Source organism: Ancylobacter dichloromethanicus (assembly GCF_018390645.1).
GTDB classification, from domain to species: Bacteria; Pseudomonadota; Alphaproteobacteria; order Rhizobiales; family Xanthobacteraceae; genus Ancylobacter; species Ancylobacter dichloromethanicus.
The window spans coordinates 34,997-51,700 of record NZ_JAHBGC010000017.1; the positions used below are offsets into that span (position 1 = coordinate 34,997).

Consider the following 16,704-nt stretch of genomic DNA (forward strand, 5'->3'; position numbering starts at 1 on the left):
CATGGCGGGCCAGTCCGGCAAGGAACAGGCTTCCTTCGCCAGCGGCGAGCTGGGAGACCTGCTCGCCGAGCGCAAGAACCTGAAATATTACCGTTCCGGCCTGAAGCGGGCGGAGAACATGGTGGCGACCCCGCAGGGGCCGGCCTCGCAGCGCCCCTATACGCGGCTGATCGGCCGGCGCCGGCCGGTGCTCGCCGCCATCAGCCTCGCCGGCGCCACGCTCGGCGCGCCCTCGGGCGGCACCGCCGGCAACGCGACCGATGGCGACGACGAAACGCTGCTGACCACCGGTGAAATCACCGGCGGGCCGCATGTCGTGTTCACCGCCACCTTCGCCGCGCCGGTGGCGGTCGCCGCCGTGGACGTGGACCGCTACCGCCTGTCGACCGGCACCGGCACGATCGAGGTGCAGTACCAGACGGGCGCCGGCTGGAGCGCGCTCAACGGGCCGCGCAAGCTGCTGGCGGGCAACCGCTCGCGCCGCTTCTGCGCGCCGCCGACGCAGCCGGTGACCGCCAGCGCCTGGCGCGTCGTCGCCGCCCTGTCGGAAGCCGCCACGATGTCGATCGACGAAGTGGCCTTCCTCAACGAGAGCGCCACCTTCGCCACCGCGCGGGTGCGCTCCTTCGGCTTTTCCCGCGATGTCGCCTACGACCTGGTGCTGACGCAGGGCCATGGCGATGTCTATGCCGCCACCGGCGGCTGGCTCACCGGCTTCGCCCTGCCGCACAGCGGCGAGGAGGCGCGCGGGCGCTGGCGCCAGCGGCTGAACACCGGCCTGCTGTTTTCCACCGGCCGGCCGCCCTGGCGGGTGTTTCGCGAGAATGACGATCTCGAGTGGCAGTGCGGCGCCGCGCCGCTGAAGAATATCCCGCGCCATGATTTCGGCGATACCGATTATGACAACGCCGTCGCGGCCGTGTGGAACCTCGCCTTCGTCAATGTGGGGATCGCGGCATGGTTCACGATCACCGTCGACGGTGAGGAAACCGGCTCGATCAACCCTGCCGGCGATATCGGGGCCGCCATAAAGACCGAGATCGAGAAACTGGAAGGTATCGAGCCCGGCATCAGCGTCGCCGCCTACATCGGCGGGGGATACGGTTCCGCCTCCATCACCTTCAGCGGCGACGGCAATGAAGGCCCGGTGACGATAAACTCCACAAGGGTGCTGAACGTCGCCGACGCGGCGGTGAGCTGGTCGCGCGCCACGCGCGGCGATCTCGGCGGAGAAGATATCTTCTCCGATGCGCGGGGCTGGCCGACCGCCGGGATTTTCTACCAGCAGCGGCTGTTGATGGGCGGTTCGCCCGGCGTGCCCAACGCCATCGTGGCGAGCGAAACCGGCGATTTTTATGAGCTGAACGCCAACCTCACCCCCGCCACCGCGCCCTTCGTCGCCCCGATGGACACGGATGAGGACGAGGCGATCGAGGAATTCATCGCCGCCCGCGCGCTGATGCTGATGACCAGCCGGGGCGAATACTGGATCTCGAATACCGCGATCTCCAAGGACCAGCCGCTGAACCCGATCAAGGCCTCGAGCAATGGCTGCGCGCGCGGCGTGCCTGTGGTGGAAAACGAAGGCGCCGCCGTGTTCGCCGACCGCTCCGGCAGCGTGCTCTGCGATTTCCGCTACAACGAAGTCGACCAGACCTATGTGTCCGCCCGTCTCTCCCTTCTCGCCTCGCACCTGGTGCGCGACGTGGTGGACCTGGCGCTGAAGCGCACGGATGGCAGCTCCGACGCCAATATCCTCGCCTATGTGCAGGCCGACGGGCAGATGCGCTTCGTCACCCTGCTGCGCGAACAGGACGTGACCGCCTTCACCCGCGTGACCTCGGACGGGCTTTTCCGCGCCGTGGCGGTGAACGCCGCCAACCGCCTCACCGTGCTGGTGGACCGGCCGGTCGGCGGCGAAATGGTCTCCTTCGTCGAGCGCTTCGAGCAGGGGCTGCTGCTGGACCAGGCGGTGACGCTGACCCATGAGGAAGCCACCGCCACCGTGACCGGCCTTGTCGACCATGAGGGGGCGGAAGTCTGGGCCGTCGCCGCCGGCGACGTGTTCGGCCCCTTCACCGTGGAAGGCGGCGCCATCACCCTGCCGGAGCCCGTGGGCGTGGTGACGGTGGGGCGCTGGACGCCCTTCCTGGCGCAGACACTGCCGCCTTCGCGCGAGATCGGCCCCGACATCGTGACCCAGTCGCGCATCGGCTACCACACGGTGCGGGTGTCGCTGGCGGACACCACCTCGGTGGCGCTGGGCGCCAATGGCGCGGCGGTCGAGGAAGTGTCGCTGATCGACTATGGCGCGGCGATGGACGTGGCCGAGCTGGACGCCGGCTTCACCGGCCTGCGCGCGCGCGACGGGATTGCCGGCGATGCCGAGCAGCCGAACATGGTGGTGACCCAGCTGCGCCCGGGCCGCATCACCCTGCGTTCGATCACCGGCGAAGGAGACCTCTGATGGAAATCGCGATTTCCGCCATCGCCGCGCTGGGCTCGACCCTCGCCACCGGGGCGACGGCTGCCACCGCCGCCGCGATCCCGGCGAGCGCGGCCGGCGCCTCGCTGGCCATAGAAGGGCTTGGCGCGGCGGCCGCCGCCGGCGGCACCGGGCTTTCCTCCATCCTCGGCGGCGTCGGCACGGCCGCCTCGATCCTGTCGGGCGGGACCTCGGTGCTTTCCGCCATGCGCACCATGGCGGCCGGCGACGCGAAGGGCGCCGAGATCGAGGCGCAGGCGATGGATGACCGCATGGCCGGCGTGCAGCGTCGCACCCGGTTCAAGCGCGAGGCGCTGGACATTCTGGGCCAGAACGACGTGGCGGCCGCCGCCTCGGGCATCGACTTGGCCTATGGGCAGGCGGCCGACCAGCGCGCCCGCACCTGGGAGGATTTGACCCGGGAGAGCGAGATCGACCGCCAGCAGGAGGAAATGAGGCTCATGGGCTATCGCCGCGCCTCGCGCCGGGCCCGCTCGTCCGGCCAGCTCTCCGGCTTCCTGCAGCTTGGCGAGGGGCTGGCCTCGATGGCGGGGAGCTTCGGCTGATGGCGCGCAACACCCTCCGCATCCAGCAGTTCATGGGGCAGGCCGCGCTGGGCACCACGGTGGGCGGCGTGTCCGGCACCATCGCCGCCGAGGGCGATGCGCTCGCCGGCGTCTCCCGCCGCCTCGCCGCCAAGGCGGACGGCCTGGCCGCGAAGGCGGGCGAGCTGGCGGGCACGCAGGCCGCGCTGGACGGCAAGCCGACCCTGCGCCGCACCGGCTCGACCTATGCCGACGCCTTCGACCAGGCGGCGATGACGACTTATGCGAACAAGCTCTCCACCCGGCTAATCGGAGAGGCGTCGGCCGTTGCCGATGCCGCCGGCGCCGATCCGGCGGCACTCGCCACCGGCTTCGACGAACTGCGCGGCCGCATGCTGGCCGATGACGTGCTGCCCGACCCCGTGGCGCGCGCGGCCTTCGAGACGCAGTTCGGCCGCATACGGATGGCGGCGGAACGGCGCGCCGGTCGCGCGGCGGCGGGTATCGCGCTGGCGCAGACCCGAGACGAGGCGCACGGCGCCATTGAGGCGCAGCGGGGAAACCTGCGCACGCAGGCGGCCGCCTACGGCTTCGACGAAGACGGGTTGGCGGCGACGCAAGCCGAGGCGGCGAATACGCTGGACATCATCCGCCGCAACGCCGCCATCGGCGTGCTGACGCCTTCACAGGCGGAGCGGCTGGAAAAGGGTGTCCAGTATGACCGCGCGGCCGGCCATGTCGCCGGGGCCTATGAGGGGTTGGCCAGCGACGAGGCGCGCCGCGACTTCGTCGACCAGCTCGAGGACGACTATGTCGCCGGTCGCGGTGTGGTGAAGGGGCTTCCGGGGCCGGCGTTTGAGGGCATCGTGCGCGACCTCGACCGTCGCACACGCGCCAGCGAAAGGGCCACGACCCGCGCCGAGGCCGAGCAGCAGGGTGCGACGGAAAAGGCGGGCCTCTCCCTGCTCGCGCAGGGAAAGCTCGATCGCGGCTGGCTGGACGCCAACGCCGACGCTCTCGGTACCGGAGCCTACCGCCGCTTCGACCGGGCCTTGTCCCGCCCGCCGGCGGCGGCGACGGACCCACAAACGTACGGGCTTCTGCTGCTGGAAGCCTCGGACGATCCGCAGGGCGCGCTGAAAGGCGCCTTCGACGCCTATCGGGAGGGGCGGCTCGACCGCACGGCGTTCAACAAGATACACGGCGCGGCGATGCGCGCCGAGCAGGGCGACCGTCCGGAATGGGTGGGCGAACTGCGTCGCGATCTCCTGACCCGGCTCCAGCCCGGCGAGCGGCAGCCGGGCGCCGAGGCGGTCCGCCAGCTCGACGCCGGCGACGCATTCGAGGCGTGGGTGGCAGCCAATCCGGGCGCCACCACGGAACAGGCGCGCGATGCCGCCGATGCACTCGTGGACCGCTACCGGGGCGCCGCGGTGAAGAACGAGCGCAATGAGTTGCCCCTGCCGCGCTATGTGACCGAGGCCCGCGAAAAGGTCGGCGTCGACACGCTGCGCGCGGCGGCCACACGGCTCAAGGCCGCCATCGACGCGGGCGACCTCACCGAAGTCGAACAGGCGGCCGAAATCGAGAACCTGCGCCGCTGGGGCGACCTGCTGCGCCGCGATACAGGGAAGTAGCGATGCCGGACGCCTATGAGGAAATCGACGCGATCATCAACACGCTGCCCGCGCCGGAGCCCGTAGCCGGCGCTCTCGGTCGCCGCTTCGACGCAACGTCGCGCGAAGACGATCTTCGGTGGCTGGACGGCTTCATCACCTCGGGGCCGAACCAGCCGCAGGCGCCCCAGGCGGCGATGCCGGAGCAAGCCGGAGGCAGCACGCCCCGGATCATGATCCGGCCGGAGGGCGCTAAGTCCCTGGCGGGCCGCGTCGCCGCCGATGTGGCGCGAGGCGCCACGGAAGCGCCACGCCAGATACTTGGCGGCATGCGGGACGCGGCACAGGCGGCCATCGACCTTGGCGACTGGCTGGCCGACAGTCTCGAAGAGATCGCCCCTCTCGGCGGTGTCCGCGTTTTCGACGAACAGGGGAATTTCGCGCCCGGCTACGTGCCGGCCGGCGATCCGAGCCTTGCGCCGGATAAGACCGGCGGCGAACTTCCGGCCGTGAAGGAGGCGACGACGACGACGGGCGGCGTCGTGCGCGGCGTGGCGCAGTTCCTCACCGGCTTCGCCGGCGCCGGCGCCGCGATGGGCGCGGCGGCAAAGGGCGCGCCTCTGGCCCGTGCGGCGCTGCAGGGTGGGCTCGCGGACTTCACGGCGTTCGACGGGCAGCAGCAGCGGCTTTCCAACCTGATCGAGCAGGTGCCGGCGCTGGCAAATCCGGTGACCGATTATCTCGCCGCCGATGCCGGGGACGGCGAGATCGAGGGCCGGTTCAAGAACGCGCTGGAGGGCCTTGGTCTCGGCGCTATGACGGAGGGGCTGTTCCGTGCCGTGCGTTATGTCCGCGACGGCCAGCGCGCCGCGCGCACCGCCGGACCCGAAACCATGGCGGCGCGCGCCGAGGCGGCACCTCCGGAAGCGCGGCCGCTGGACCTTCTGGGCGATGAGGCGGCCCCTCTGCTCGCGAAGGCCGAAGGGCCTTCACCGGAAATTCCGGCTGGCACCCCTTCGGCCGCCGACATCAAATTGACGTCGGCGGATCGCGTCGCCGGCGACCTTGGCGTGCCGGCGGACGTGGCGGCGCGCGGGGTTGCCGGGCGCGCCCGCGATGCGCGGCAGGCTGGCGCCCCGGCGGCGCCGGTGAAGGGCGAGCCTTCGACCTACATCAACTTCGCCCGCATAAACGCCGATGCCGACGTGAAGCAGGTGATGGCGGACCTTGCCGACGCCTTCAAGGGCGACATCGACGCCGCCCGGCGGGGCGTGCGGACCAATGACGCCACGCTGCGCGCTGCCGGCTCTGTCGATGCGTGGCAGACGCTGGCCGGCCGACGCACGGGCGAGCCGCTGAATGCCGAGCAATCGGTGGCCGCGCGCCGGTTGTGGGAGGCTTCGGCCGCGAAGCTTATGGAAGTCGCGGATGCGGCGTCGCTGACGCCGACACCTGAAAACCTGTACCAGTTCCGCAAGATGATGGCGGTGCATCACGCGGTGCAGCGTGAAGTGATCGCGGCGCGGACCGAGACCGCCCGCGCCCTGCAAAGCTGGGCGATCCCCGTCGGCGGCGGCGGCGCCGAACGGCTGCGCGCCATCGAGAACGTGCTCGCCTCCCATGGCGGCACGGAAGCGGCGCAGGCGCTGGCGCAGCGCGTGGCGGCGCTCAGCCGCGTGCCGGGCGGCATCGGCGTGCTCGACGATGTCGTGGAGAAGGGCGTGCTCTCCCGCTCGCTCGACACGGCGAAGGAAGTCTGGATCAACGCGCTGCTGTCGAACCCGAAGACGCACATGGTCAACATGCTGTCGAACGCCAGCGTGCTGGGCATCGGCATGGTGGAACGGGCGGCGGCGGCGCGCTGGAGCCAGGCTATCGGTTCCGGCGACATCCTGCCCGGCGAGGCGGCGGCACTGGCTTATGGCTCCGCCATGTCGATGCGCGAAGCTTTCCGGGCGTTCTGGCTGGCGCTGAAAACCGGCAACAGCGCCTTTGGCGCCGCAACCACCAAGGTGGGCGATGTCGGCTTCGACCGCGCTGTCTCGGCTGCGAACTGGCGCATCAGCCCCGACAACTGGATGGGGAAGGCGGTCGACGGGCTCGGTGCCTTCGCCAACCTGCCGACGCGTTTCCTCGGTGCGGAGGATGATTTCTTCAAGACCATCGGCTATCGCGGCGAGGTGCATGCGCAGGCTTTCCGGCAGGCGGCCGAGGAAGTGCGCGCCGGCGCTCTGACGCAGAAGGACTTCAAGGCCCGCGTGGCGGCACTGGCGGCCGACCCTCCCGAAAACATCCGCCTCGCGGCCGTCGACGCGGCGCTGTACCAGACCTTTACCTCAAAACCCGGGGTCGTGATCGGCGCCATAAATGGATTGGACCGGCGGCTGGCGACGGGCTCGCCCGGCGCGCGCCTCTCGTCATTTGCCCTGCGCATGCTCATGCCATTCCGGAACACGCCGGCGAACATCATGAAGTTCGCCTTCGAGCGCACGCCGCTGGCGCCGCTGATGGCGAGCTACCGCGAGGCGGTGGCCCGGGGCGGCGCTGATGCCGACATTGCGCGCACGCGGATGGCACTCGGATCCATGACGCTGCTCGCGGTGATGGATCTCGCCTTCGACGGCCATATCAGCGGCGGCGGCCCGCGCAACGACCGCAAGCGTGGCACCCGCGACGCCATGGAACGGTCAGGCTGGCAGCCCTATTCGATCCGCCTGGGCAACACATGGGTGTCCTACAAGCGCACCGACCCCATCGGGATGACCTTCGGTCTCGCCGCCGACATCGCGGAGATCGTGAACAATGGCGACCTCGATGACGACGCTGCCGAAGACCTGACCGAGGCCATGGCCGGGGCGGCGGCCGCCTTCGGCGCGCAAGTGCTCGACAAGACCTATATGTCGGGCATCGCCGGCTTCATGGATGCGCTCCAGAACCCGAACAAATCAGCCGGCTTCGTCGAGCGGCTGGGCGCGAGCTTCGTGCCGGCCGTCGCCGGCGAGGTCCGGCGCCAGCTCGACCCGGCAATGCGCTACACCCACGACCTCACCACCCAGCTGAAGAACCGCACGCCGGGCCTCTCGGAGGAGCTGCCGCAGGCGCGCGACCTGTGGGGCCGGCCGCGCATGTATCAGAGCGGCATGGGGACGGTTTATGATGCGCTTTCGCCCTTGCAGGCGCGCACCTTCGATCCCGAGCCCATCGACAGGGAGGCCGTCGCGCATGATTTCAACCTCTCCATGCCGCAATGGGACATTTCCGGCGTGAAACTGCGCAACCGTCCGGAGGTCTACACGCGGCTGCTGGAAGTGCGTGGGCAGATGAAACCTTCGGAAATGGGCGCCGGTGGCCGCAAGCTGGTGGCGAAGTTCGGCGACCAGGCGCTGTTGCCGCTGCTGAACGATATCGTGGAGGGCCGGCATAAGCTCTCGGCCAAGTACCGCGACGCCACACCGGGCAGTGACGGCGGAAAGGACGATCTCGTTTCCGATATCGTCCGGGCCTATGGCCGCGCGGCGCGGGAGGTGGTGAAGGGCGAGTTTCCGGGGGTGTTCGGGGATTAGCCGCGCTCCGCGCTCACGTCGGCAGCAGCCCTTTTCGGTCGCATGTGCTCTTCATCGCTTCAAGAGGGGTAATCCGCGGCGTTTCCATCCCCTTGCGCTCGGCCGATTCGGCAATTAGGTCGCGAAGCTCCGCCACGTTTCCGCAAAGCTCCTCGACTGTCTCGCCCGGCTCAATCAGCAACGAACGGTACATACCGTTCAACAGCCAGAGGCCTCCACCAAGGAGCACGATCACGAGAGCGGCTCGGTAGGCCGCCCCAAGAAAATCAAATGCAGCGCCTACTCGATTGGTCATCGGATCAGCCTTCCTTGGTCGTCCCGCGCGGCACCGCGCGCGGGATTGCCGACGTAGACCTTGCATCCCTCCCTGAACGACCGGGAATTGGCCGCTTCGCATTCGGTGATGCGATGCATGTTCGTCTCGGCCCAGAGGTAGCCTTTGGCGTGCCCAATGCAGGATTTGGTGCAGGGATAGCCGCCGAAGGTGCGCTCCTGCGCCATGGCGGGCGCGACGGCGAACAACAGCGCGAGCAGCACTGGCATGCCTGCCTCCTATCGCTGATAGACCTCAACCGCGCCCTTCACCGTCACTTGGCATGGAAAGAGGCTGCCGCATTCCCCACCAATTGCTGACGCCTCTCGCGTCCCGTTCTGAACGACGAGCACCACCAGAGCGGCGGCAATGACTGACAAAACCACCTTCGTGTAACGATCTACCATGCGACCCCCCGAATTTTTTCCGTGCGACTTCTATCCTGTGGTCAGCAAGGTACATCAATAAGGTAGTTGTCGCACGCGGTCGGATAACGTACGATTGCGACGGTGCTCAAAACACCTCTTGAGAGCGTGCCCGGCGACCCGGGTTTTTATCGTGCGCGAATCATGCGCACGATCCCCTATGGCGGGGGTGCGACGGTATAAGGCGCCTCGGCGCTCGAAGAAGTCCGCCTGACCTCTCATCAGGTTTTGAGCCCCCGCCGCCCGGTCGGGTCACAAAAGCCCCTCCGGCTGGTGCCGTTCAACGGCTGCCTGAGAGGGGTTTTGCCATGACCGCAACGAAACAGCTCACCCAAGTGGAATTCCACGGCGACACGCTGTGGGCGACGGAAATCGACGGCGTGATCTATGTCGTCATCAAGCCAATCTGTGATCGCCTCGGGATCGACTGGCGCAATCAATTGCAGCGGATCAAACGCGATGCCGTCCTCTCAGAAGGGGTGGTGATCATCACCACCCCTACGCTGGGTGGGATGCAGGAAATGAATGCGCTGCGCCTCGATCTGGTCAATGGCTGGCTGTTCGGTATCGACGAAGGCCGGGTGAAGGATGAAGAAACGCGAAATCGCATCCTTATGTATCGGCGCGAGTGCTATCGCGTGCTGTTCGAGCACTTCTTCGGTGCGACGGCTGCGACAAGGCACCCCCATGATGGGGGCACCTTGCCCGCGCCGCATGACGCCTTCCTGCGCGGCGAGCCGTGGGCGGTGTCGTGGATGAACTCGGCGGTGCAGGTTTCCAGCCGCATCGAGCGCATGAGCGGGCGGGCGGCGGCGGCGGATTATCTGCGCGCCTGCGGCGTGCCCTTCCTCGACCGGGCGCCGAGCGTGCCCCGGCGAAGCATCGACCCGTCGCTTGACGGCAATGCGTGCCTGCGCCGGCTGCTCGATGCCGCCTGCCGCGGCTCCGACCTGACGGTGCGCGGCGGGCTGCTCGATCTTTTCGACGGGGCGCTTGCCGAGCACCATGACGAGATCCACCAGGTGCTGGCGGCCTCCGGCGTGAAGACCTATCGGCTGGAGGAGGAGATCGGCGTCGCCATTGCCAATCGCCACCCCTTTCTCAGCAACATCTTCCGCGAAACGCCATGGGCGTTCGACCATGCGCGGGCACTGATGCGGCTTCCCGGCGCCCGCCGGATCGGGCCGCTGAGCTTTCTGCGGCATTCCTCGCGCGCCACCTTCCTGTCGGTGGGTGTGATCGAGGATGCGCCGTCAGAGGTGCCATTCCTCGCCACCGCCTGATCGGTTGACCACCGTCCACAGGCCTCACGCTGCAAGGGCTGAAAACCCGCCGCGTGAGGCCCCATGTCCGCGATCCTGCCCATCGGCCCGGCTCCCCGCATCGCCGGGCCCTACACGGCTTCCGCCGGCCAGACCAACTTCACCTTCGGCTTCGCGCTGATCGGTGCCGAGGACCTGGCGGTGCAGACCGCGCCGGCCGACAACCCGCTGACCTGGACAACGCACACCTGGCTTGCCGACTACACGCTCACCACCGCCCCGCCGCTGGTGGAGGGTGGCACCGTGGTGTTCAACGCCGGCCTCGCCGCCGGCACCCGCGTGCGGGTGCTGGGCAGTGCGCTGATCGCCAACACGCAGGACCCGCTGCCGGCCGGCAAGGTGGACAGCGTGCTGCTGAACCGCTTCTTCGACCGCACCACCATCTGGGCGCAGGAGCTGCGCCGCGACCTCGAACGCATCCTGCCCTTCATCGAATACGCCGATATCGAGGCCGTGGGCTGGACGCCGATCCTCGCCGTCGTCGCCGATGGCGAGCGGCGGGTGATGCGCGTTTCCGACTGGACCGGCGGTTTCGGCCCCAAGCCGCCGGTGGGCGTCTATCTCGGCGAAACGGGGCTGGTGGCCAATGTGGCGCTGGCGACCGACATTCGCGGGCCGCGCAGCGTCGGCGGCGTGCCACCGCTGGGCACCGCCTTCAACAGCCTGCTCGCCACCGACATCGCCCTGCTCGACATCCCGGAGGAGGTCGACGCCTTCGAGACGGCGGGCCACACGGTGCTGGGCTTCGGCGGCGCCCGCTATGTGCGCTTCCACATGACGACGCCGGGCGGGCTGCAATCCGAAGACGGCAGCTGGTGGAAACTGGCAGAGGACCAGCGCGTCAATGTCGCCATGTTCGGCGCCGACATGACCGGCGCCACCTTCTCCGATGCCGCATGGGCCGCCTTCTGGGCGTGGCTTATCGCCAGCCCCACCTCCCCGCCCGACTTCGCCGGCTGGGGCATGCGCAAAGGCTGGGTCGGCAAGGGCATCGTCAAGGTTGAGAACGGGCTGCCGACGATGGACGTGCGCAGCCTGGAGGTGGAGGGCGGCGGGCCGTTCTCCACCGTCATCGCCTATCACAGCGACAGCGGGGTGATGCTCGACTTTGCCGTCAATCTGTGGCTGCGCCTGAAGAACATGACGCTCCGGCACGTGGCCACCGACCCGGACCGGTCGACATGGACCTGCACCGCCATTCGCCGCTCCGGCGTCAACGGCGGCAATCACTTCAAGCTGGAAAACATCCGCTTCGAGGGCTTCGCCTATGGCGACCGCCAGACCGGCGCCGGCAATGGCGACCGGAACCTCTGGGATACGGTCCATTTCGTCGACACCCGCACCTGCATCTATGGCCGCACCTCGCAGGCGGTGGTGAACAACTTCCGCAATATGTCGTTCTACGGCAAGATCGAGCGCGCCTACGACATCGCCGGCTATGGGCATACCAAGATCGACACCGGCTCCAACATCATCGACGGCACTTTGCTTTATCTCGGCAATGGCTCCGGCCTCTGGGGGCCGACGTCGAGCATCAAGGTCGTCAACATGAAGGGCGAGTATCTCAATCTCGCCGGCCATGAGGATGGCTCCCGATCGAGGCTGCTCGACTTCGAAGGGGCCGGCGAATACATCTCCGCCCGGGTCGAGTTCGACACCTGCGGCATGGTCGGCGGCCCCTCGGCCGACGCCGCGATAAAACAGATGCGGATCCCCGCCGGCCTGCGGGTCGATGTGCATGGCGGCGGCATGCCGGGGCTCAAGGCGGAAGTGGTGGCCCTCACCACGGCGCAGGAGCGCATCAACCTGCGCCCGATGGTGAGCTTCAGGGACATGCTGGCCGGCCCCTCGGCGGCGAACATCACCTTCACGGCCGGCGCGTCGGGCGCCTATTATCCCCCCGTCATCATCCGCAACATTCCCGGGGCACGGAACATCACCCTGCTCAGGCGCGACAGCGGCGGCACGCGCCCCTATTGCGTGGAACCCCAGAGCCACAACGATGTCGGCGGCGACGTCAATGGCTCGATCGCCAACGGGCACCTGGCGGAAATCCTGTTCCATGGCAGCGCCCAGCGCATGGACGATGTCTACCTCGTCCTCTCCAACCACCCCGAGAACAATTTCAAGGTGTGGGTGTATTCGGACGAGGCGCGCACTATCGAGGTGGCGACCCTCACGCTGGATGCAGGCGACGCGAGCGCCACGGTGAAGACGTGGGATATCAGCGCGCTGAAGGGCATGGTGAATTCGGTGGGCTACTATCTCAAATTCGATGCCGACAGCACGCGCAACGGCACGGTGCACTTCGTCACCAGCGCGGTGTGCTGACCTCGGTTGACCTTCGCGCCGGCGCCGCATTCTGGAGCCTGCCCGCCCAAAACGGGCCTCAGGAGATGCGCCATGGCCTACGACGCCTCGAAGGACCCTTATTCGCACATTGCCGGCACCTCCATCACCGCGCCCGGCCGCAAGCTGGTGACCATCACGCCGGCGGATGCCGAGCTGGCCACCTATTGCAAGCAGCTCTGGTGCTTCTGCCCGCCCGATGTCGCCGGCGGCGTCGGCACGGTGCGCCTGGTGGCCACCGGCAACGCCGACAATGAGCCGGAGGACGTGATGGTGACGCCCGGCCTGCAGCCGCTGCCCCCGGTGCAGGTGCGCCGGGTGATGGCGACCGGCACCACGGCCGGCCTCACCATCTACGGCATCAGTGACGTGTGATGCTGGGCACCGGCAACGCCATCGGCCAGACGGTGCTTTATGGCGGGCGGCGCACCGCGCCGCGCCCTTTCGACGGCTTCACCGCGCTCTATACCGCCCTGGGCTACAAGCGGCTGCTGTCCAGCCACACCGGCGACATCCTGGTCGCGCGGCGCAGCAGCGACGATGACCTTGAAGGCTTCGGCTTCCGCGCGGACGGCACGCTCGACACGGACGCGCTGCTGGCCTGGGCCGGCGCCGCCAGCGCCTATGTGTCCACCTGGTACGACCAGAGCGGCAACGGCCGGCACGCGCTGAACGCGACCGCCGCCGCGCAGCCGCGACTGGTGAATGCCGGCGTGCTCGATGTCGATGCGGCGGGCAATCCGGCGGCGGTGTTCGACGGTTCCAACGATTGCCTGCGCCTGCAGAACGCGCTCGGCTTCTCGCAGGCGGCCGACCAGATCACCATGGCGGCGCGGGCGAGCGTCACCAATGGCGCCATCGGCCCCTGGCTGTTCTGCGACGTGTGGTCCGGCACCGATGTGCGATCGGGGATCAGCCTGCCCACGCCGACCAGCGCGCGCGCCGGCGGGCGGCGCGTCGCCGGCGGCGCCGCCGCCTATGCCGTGGGGGCCTCCTCGACGGGATGGCACGCGCATATCGGCCGGATCGACTATGCCGGCGCCACGGCTGATATCACGGTCGACGGCGTCACCGCCTCCGCCGCCTTTCTCGCGCCCGGCGCCACCAGCGCCGACACGGCCTCCGCCGCGCCGCCCACGATCGGCGGCGCGAACACCGTGCTGTTCATGGCGGGCCAGGTGAGCACCCTGGTGCTGGCCCGCGAGGCGCTGGACCCCGCCGGCCTCACGACCGCCCTGCTCGGTTGACCCCTGCGCCTTCCCCGCATGCTGGAGCCTCCGAAAGAGCGGAGGCCGGCATGTCATCGGAGCAGTTCGACGAAGCATTGAAGCGTGTCCTCGTTCACGAGGGCGGCTATGCCGACCATCCGGCCGACCCGGGCGGCGCGACCATGAAGGGCGTGACCCAGCGCGTCTATGACGGCTGGCGCCGGCGCCAGGGCAAGGCGCTGGCCAGCGTGCGCCACATCACCAATGCCGAGGTGGCGGCCATCTACCGCTTCCAGTACTGGGACGAGATCCGTGCCGACGCCATGCCGCCCGGCGTCGACTATGTCGTCTTCGACGGCGCGGTGAATTCCGGCCCGGCGCAGTCCGTCAAATGGCTGCAGCGGGCCCTCGGCGTGGCCGCGGACGGCCAGGTCGGCGCGGCGACGCTCGATGCGCTGGACCGCCACCGCGACCATGACCGGCTGATCGCCGACATACTCTCGCGCCGCCTCGCCATGCTGAAGGCGCTGCGGACCTGGCCGCACTTCGGTGTCGGCTGGTCCCGCCGCGTGGCCGAGGTCAAGAGGCACGGGCAGGCGGCGGCCATGGGCAGCGTGGGGCCGGCGCCGACCTGGAGCAAGGCGGGCGCGCAGCCCGCGACGCTCGACGACCTCGCCACCGCGCCGGCGCCGATCGGCGGCTCGGCCGGTGCCGTCGCCGGCGGCGGCAGCGCCGCCGTGCTGATCGACCAGGCGAAAGACACGCTGCAGCCGATGGTCGGCAGCGGTGGCTGGCTCGACACCATCTTCGCCGGCCTTGTCGCCGCCGGCGTCGCGGTGGCGATCGGCGGCGCCGTCTATGGCATCTGGGCGTCGCGTCGCAATCGGAAGGTGGCGGCCGTCGTCAGCGGCGAAGCGACGGCGGACCTCAGCGAGCTGCGCCACATCGGGCGAGCCGTGGCATGAGCTGGCTCCTCGCCATCGTGCTGGACTGGACGCCCTGGTGGCTGTGGACGGCCGCCGGTGGCGTGCTGCTGGCGGCGACGTTCTCCCTCTGGCGGCCGATCCTCGCCATCCTCCCCTGGCCCGCCATCGTCGCCCTGGCGGCGTCGATCGTCGGCGCCCTCGCTTATCTCGCCGGCCGCAACAAAGGCGCGGCCGGCGCTCTCCAGCGCGCCCGAGACAAGGAGCAGGCCCGTGCAGACGACATCGAACACCGCGCTGCTGCGGCTCGCGAGCGTGCTGACCGGGACGCTCTTTCTGGTGGGCTGCGTGACGACGACGGCTGGCGAAGGAACGACGGGTAAAGCCGTCTGCCGCTCCTTCCGGCCGATCACCTGGTCCGCCCAGGACACGGACGAGACCATCGCCCAGGTGAAGGCACACAACGCCGTCTGGCGCGAGATATGCGGAGCCGGCCGATGAACGACATGCCGCGCCCGGCGGACACACCGGCACGGCCGAAGCTGCGGCTGGACTTCACCTTCAACCCGATCAACCTCGGCGCCCTGTTCGCCATGCTGGTCGGTGCCGGCTATGCCTATGGCCAGCTGACCATGCGGCTCGGGCTGGTGGAAATGCAGTCCAGCCAGCTCACCCACCAGCTGACGGCGCAGACGCAGCTGATGGAACGCTGGGTCCGCACCGACGAACAGGTGATGGCGCTGCAGCGTGATGTTGAAAAGCTCGATGGCCGCGTGACCCGGATCGAGCGGCCCTGAATGCGGCCGCATCCGCAGATCGCGCCCTATATCCGCCGCACCAGCCGCGACCGGGCCGAGCTGGTGGTGCAGATGGCGCCGGAGAATGGCGACCCGGTGCCCGCCCTCGTCATCCCGCTCGATGCACGCGCGGGAACCCGCATGCTGGCCGAGCTTCTCGACGTGTTCCGCAGTGCCTGGATAGAAGCGTCGCCGGCGTGCGACCGTGCCGGCTGGATATCGTGCGACACCCCAAGGGAAAAGACGGCAAATCGCACGAGCGATCCGCGTAACCCTTTGAAAACAAACGCTAACACCTGAAATCATAATCCTGGGGTCGGGGGTTCAAGTCCCTCTCCCGCTACCACAACACCGCGAACCTCTCGATCAGATAAACGCTCCCCGTCCGACCATAAAAAAGCCCGGCCGAAGCCGGGCTTTCGTTCAGGTGGGAGGCTCGCGGGGAAGGCGAGCCGGCAACGCGGCTCGCTCAGTAGGGCGAGACACACTGCTGGCGGGGGCCGTTGTAAGGCTGGAACGTGTTGTCCGAGGCGCGGTAGGAACGATAGTGGTTGGCGCACCACTGGATATGGGCATTGCCGCCGGCATAGCTGGGCTGGCTGGCAGCCGCGCCGAGCGCACCGCCGATGAGCGCGCCAGCGGCGAAGGCGCCGGCCGGGAACCACCAGCCATTATACTGGCGATAGCCGGGGCGGTAATAATTGTAGCCACGATGGCCGTTATAGTAGTGCCGGCCGCCGCTGGCCCAATAGCCGCGGCGCGCGCCCTGGCGGTGACCCTGCCTGTAACCCTGGCGGTAGCCCTGACGTTTGCCCTGGCGATAACCCGGCCGGTACTGCACCTGCTCAATGTTTGAGTCCGGCTTGGCGATCGTCTGCGGCATAATTGGCGCGGACATCGCCGGCATAACGCTTGATGTCACGACCATTGCGGCAGTAGCAAGAGCAATTGAAAGCTTCTTCATAGCGGCATCCTCCGTATTACAACCGTTGCACATGGTGTAACGGACTTTCCATGAATGCTCGCTGAACGAGATCTTCAATTAAACGTCAGATTTCTGAACGTACGTTCAGGATGGCGAGGCGCAGCATTCAAGCACCGTAACGCATGAGGGCGCGCGGTGTTCCCGCGCGCCCTCTCCGGCCGGTATTAACTTCC

Annotated in this window: 15 protein-coding genes; 12 read left to right on the top strand and 3 right to left on the bottom strand. The window is 68.6% G+C overall.

Annotated features, from left to right (window positions below; translation table 11 throughout):
- Position 1 precedes the first annotated feature (1 nt).
- The 4 genes from KHC23_RS07765 to KHC23_RS07780 are packed head-to-tail and all read left to right on the top strand — an operon-like array spanning position 2 to position 8,209.
- Entirely contained in the window at positions 2 to 2,467 is a 2,466-nt protein-coding gene (locus tag KHC23_RS07765; protein WP_213371166.1) for a phage tail protein, read from the top strand.
- The gene (locus KHC23_RS07770; RefSeq protein WP_213371167.1) at positions 2,467 to 3,051 is read left to right on the top strand and encodes a hypothetical protein; all 585 of its coding nucleotides are present in this window, start codon (positions 2,467 to 2,469) and stop codon (positions 3,049 to 3,051) included. Before KHC23_RS07765 ends, KHC23_RS07770 begins: the two co-directional genes overlap by 1 nt.
- Positions 3,051 to 4,667 (top strand): hypothetical protein, encoded by a 1,617-nt coding sequence (locus KHC23_RS07775; protein WP_213371168.1) that lies wholly within the window; start codon positions 3,051 to 3,053, stop codon positions 4,665 to 4,667. Before KHC23_RS07770 ends, KHC23_RS07775 begins: the two co-directional genes overlap by 1 nt.
- Positions 4,668 to 4,669: 2 nt before the next feature.
- Positions 4,670 to 8,209, top strand: coding sequence for a hypothetical protein (locus KHC23_RS07780; protein WP_213371169.1), 3,540 nt, complete (start codon positions 4,670 to 4,672; stop codon positions 8,207 to 8,209).
- Positions 8,210 to 8,222: 13 nt separating this feature from the next.
- On the opposite strand, the gene KHC23_RS07785 is transcribed toward KHC23_RS07780, so the two are convergent.
- On the bottom strand, positions 8,223 to 8,504 hold the full coding sequence (locus KHC23_RS07785) for a hypothetical protein (RefSeq protein WP_213371170.1): 282 nt from the start codon (positions 8,502 to 8,504) through the stop codon (positions 8,223 to 8,225).
- Positions 8,501 to 8,752: a hypothetical protein gene (locus tag KHC23_RS07790; protein ID WP_213371171.1), complete on the bottom strand. Its 252-nt coding sequence runs from the start codon at positions 8,750 to 8,752 to the stop codon at positions 8,501 to 8,503. Before KHC23_RS07790 ends, KHC23_RS07785 begins: the two co-directional genes overlap by 4 nt.
- A gap of 503 nt (positions 8,753 to 9,255) precedes the next feature.
- Between KHC23_RS07790 and KHC23_RS07795 the strand changes: the two genes are divergently transcribed.
- From KHC23_RS07795 to KHC23_RS07830, 8 genes are all read left to right on the top strand, one after another.
- Positions 9,256 to 10,230, top strand: a complete 975-nt coding sequence (locus tag KHC23_RS07795; protein ID WP_213371173.1) for a phage antirepressor N-terminal domain-containing protein — start codon at positions 9,256 to 9,258, stop codon at positions 10,228 to 10,230.
- Positions 10,231 to 10,293: 63 nt separating this feature from the next.
- A complete protein-coding gene (locus tag KHC23_RS07800; RefSeq protein WP_213371175.1) occupies positions 10,294 to 12,600 on the top strand; it encodes a hypothetical protein in 2,307 nt (768 codons plus the stop codon).
- A gap of 72 nt (positions 12,601 to 12,672) precedes the next feature.
- Positions 12,673 to 12,993, top strand: coding sequence for a spike base protein, RCAP_Rcc01079 family (locus KHC23_RS07805; RefSeq protein ID WP_213371177.1), 321 nt, complete (start codon positions 12,673 to 12,675; stop codon positions 12,991 to 12,993).
- Positions 12,993 to 13,865, top strand: a complete 873-nt coding sequence (locus KHC23_RS07810; RefSeq protein WP_213371179.1) for a hypothetical protein — start codon at positions 12,993 to 12,995, stop codon at positions 13,863 to 13,865. The genes KHC23_RS07805 and KHC23_RS07810 overlap by 1 nt, the downstream gene beginning before the upstream one ends.
- A gap of 50 nt (positions 13,866 to 13,915) precedes the next feature.
- Positions 13,916 to 14,791 (top strand): glycoside hydrolase family 108 protein, encoded by an 876-nt coding sequence (locus tag KHC23_RS07815; protein WP_213371181.1) that lies wholly within the window; start codon positions 13,916 to 13,918, stop codon positions 14,789 to 14,791.
- The gene (locus tag KHC23_RS07820) at positions 14,788 to 15,132 is read left to right on the top strand and encodes a hypothetical protein (protein WP_213371183.1); all 345 of its coding nucleotides are present in this window, start codon (positions 14,788 to 14,790) and stop codon (positions 15,130 to 15,132) included. The genes KHC23_RS07815 and KHC23_RS07820 overlap by 4 nt, the downstream gene beginning before the upstream one ends.
- Before the next feature lie 114 nt (positions 15,133 to 15,246).
- The gene (locus KHC23_RS07825; protein ID WP_213371185.1) at positions 15,247 to 15,546 is read left to right on the top strand and encodes a hypothetical protein; all 300 of its coding nucleotides are present in this window, start codon (positions 15,247 to 15,249) and stop codon (positions 15,544 to 15,546) included.
- The gene (locus KHC23_RS07830; protein ID WP_213371187.1) at positions 15,547 to 15,846 is read left to right on the top strand and encodes a hypothetical protein; all 300 of its coding nucleotides are present in this window, start codon (positions 15,547 to 15,549) and stop codon (positions 15,844 to 15,846) included.
- Positions 15,847 to 16,015: 169 nt separating this feature from the next.
- Here the strand turns inward: KHC23_RS07830 and KHC23_RS07835 are convergent, their stop codons facing one another.
- Positions 16,016 to 16,510 carry a BA14K family protein gene (locus tag KHC23_RS07835; RefSeq protein ID WP_246544412.1) on the bottom strand — a complete coding sequence of 165 codons (495 nt, stop codon included), beginning with the start codon at positions 16,508 to 16,510 and terminating at the stop codon, positions 16,016 to 16,018.
- Between the last annotated feature and the right edge of the window lie 194 nt (positions 16,511 to 16,704).

Excerpts from the sequence above, each read along its gene's own strand:
- KHC23_RS07790 (WP_213371171.1), bottom strand. The coding sequence starts at position 8,752 with ATGCCAGTGCTGCTCGCGCTGTTGTTCGCCGTCGCGCCCGCCATGGCG.
- KHC23_RS07800 (WP_213371175.1), top strand. The coding sequence starts at position 10,294 with ATGTCCGCGATCCTGCCCATCGGCCCGGCTCCCCGCATCGCCGGGCCC.
- KHC23_RS07775 (WP_213371168.1), top strand. The coding sequence starts at position 3,051 with ATGGCGCGCAACACCCTCCGCATCCAGCAGTTCATGGGGCAGGCCGCG.
- KHC23_RS07810 (WP_213371179.1), top strand. The coding sequence starts at position 12,993 with ATGCTGGGCACCGGCAACGCCATCGGCCAGACGGTGCTTTATGGCGGG.
- KHC23_RS07770 (WP_213371167.1), top strand. The coding sequence starts at position 2,467 with ATGGAAATCGCGATTTCCGCCATCGCCGCGCTGGGCTCGACCCTCGCC.
- KHC23_RS07815 (WP_213371181.1), top strand. The coding sequence starts at position 13,916 with ATGTCATCGGAGCAGTTCGACGAAGCATTGAAGCGTGTCCTCGTTCAC.
- KHC23_RS07805 (WP_213371177.1), top strand. The coding sequence starts at position 12,673 with ATGGCCTACGACGCCTCGAAGGACCCTTATTCGCACATTGCCGGCACC.
- KHC23_RS07820 (WP_213371183.1), top strand. The coding sequence starts at position 14,788 with ATGAGCTGGCTCCTCGCCATCGTGCTGGACTGGACGCCCTGGTGGCTG.
- KHC23_RS07830 (WP_213371187.1), top strand. The coding sequence starts at position 15,547 with ATGCGGCCGCATCCGCAGATCGCGCCCTATATCCGCCGCACCAGCCGC.
- KHC23_RS07780 (WP_213371169.1), top strand. The coding sequence starts at position 4,670 with ATGCCGGACGCCTATGAGGAAATCGACGCGATCATCAACACGCTGCCC.
- KHC23_RS07795 (WP_213371173.1), top strand. The coding sequence starts at position 9,256 with ATGACCGCAACGAAACAGCTCACCCAAGTGGAATTCCACGGCGACACG.
- KHC23_RS07825 (WP_213371185.1), top strand. The coding sequence starts at position 15,247 with ATGAACGACATGCCGCGCCCGGCGGACACACCGGCACGGCCGAAGCTG.
- KHC23_RS07765 (WP_213371166.1), top strand. The coding sequence starts at position 2 with ATGGCGGGCCAGTCCGGCAAGGAACAGGCTTCCTTCGCCAGCGGCGAG.
- KHC23_RS07785 (WP_213371170.1), bottom strand. The coding sequence starts at position 8,504 with ATGACCAATCGAGTAGGCGCTGCATTTGATTTTCTTGGGGCGGCCTAC.
- KHC23_RS07835 (WP_246544412.1), bottom strand. The coding sequence starts at position 16,510 with ATGAAGAAGCTTTCAATTGCTCTTGCTACTGCCGCAATGGTCGTGACA.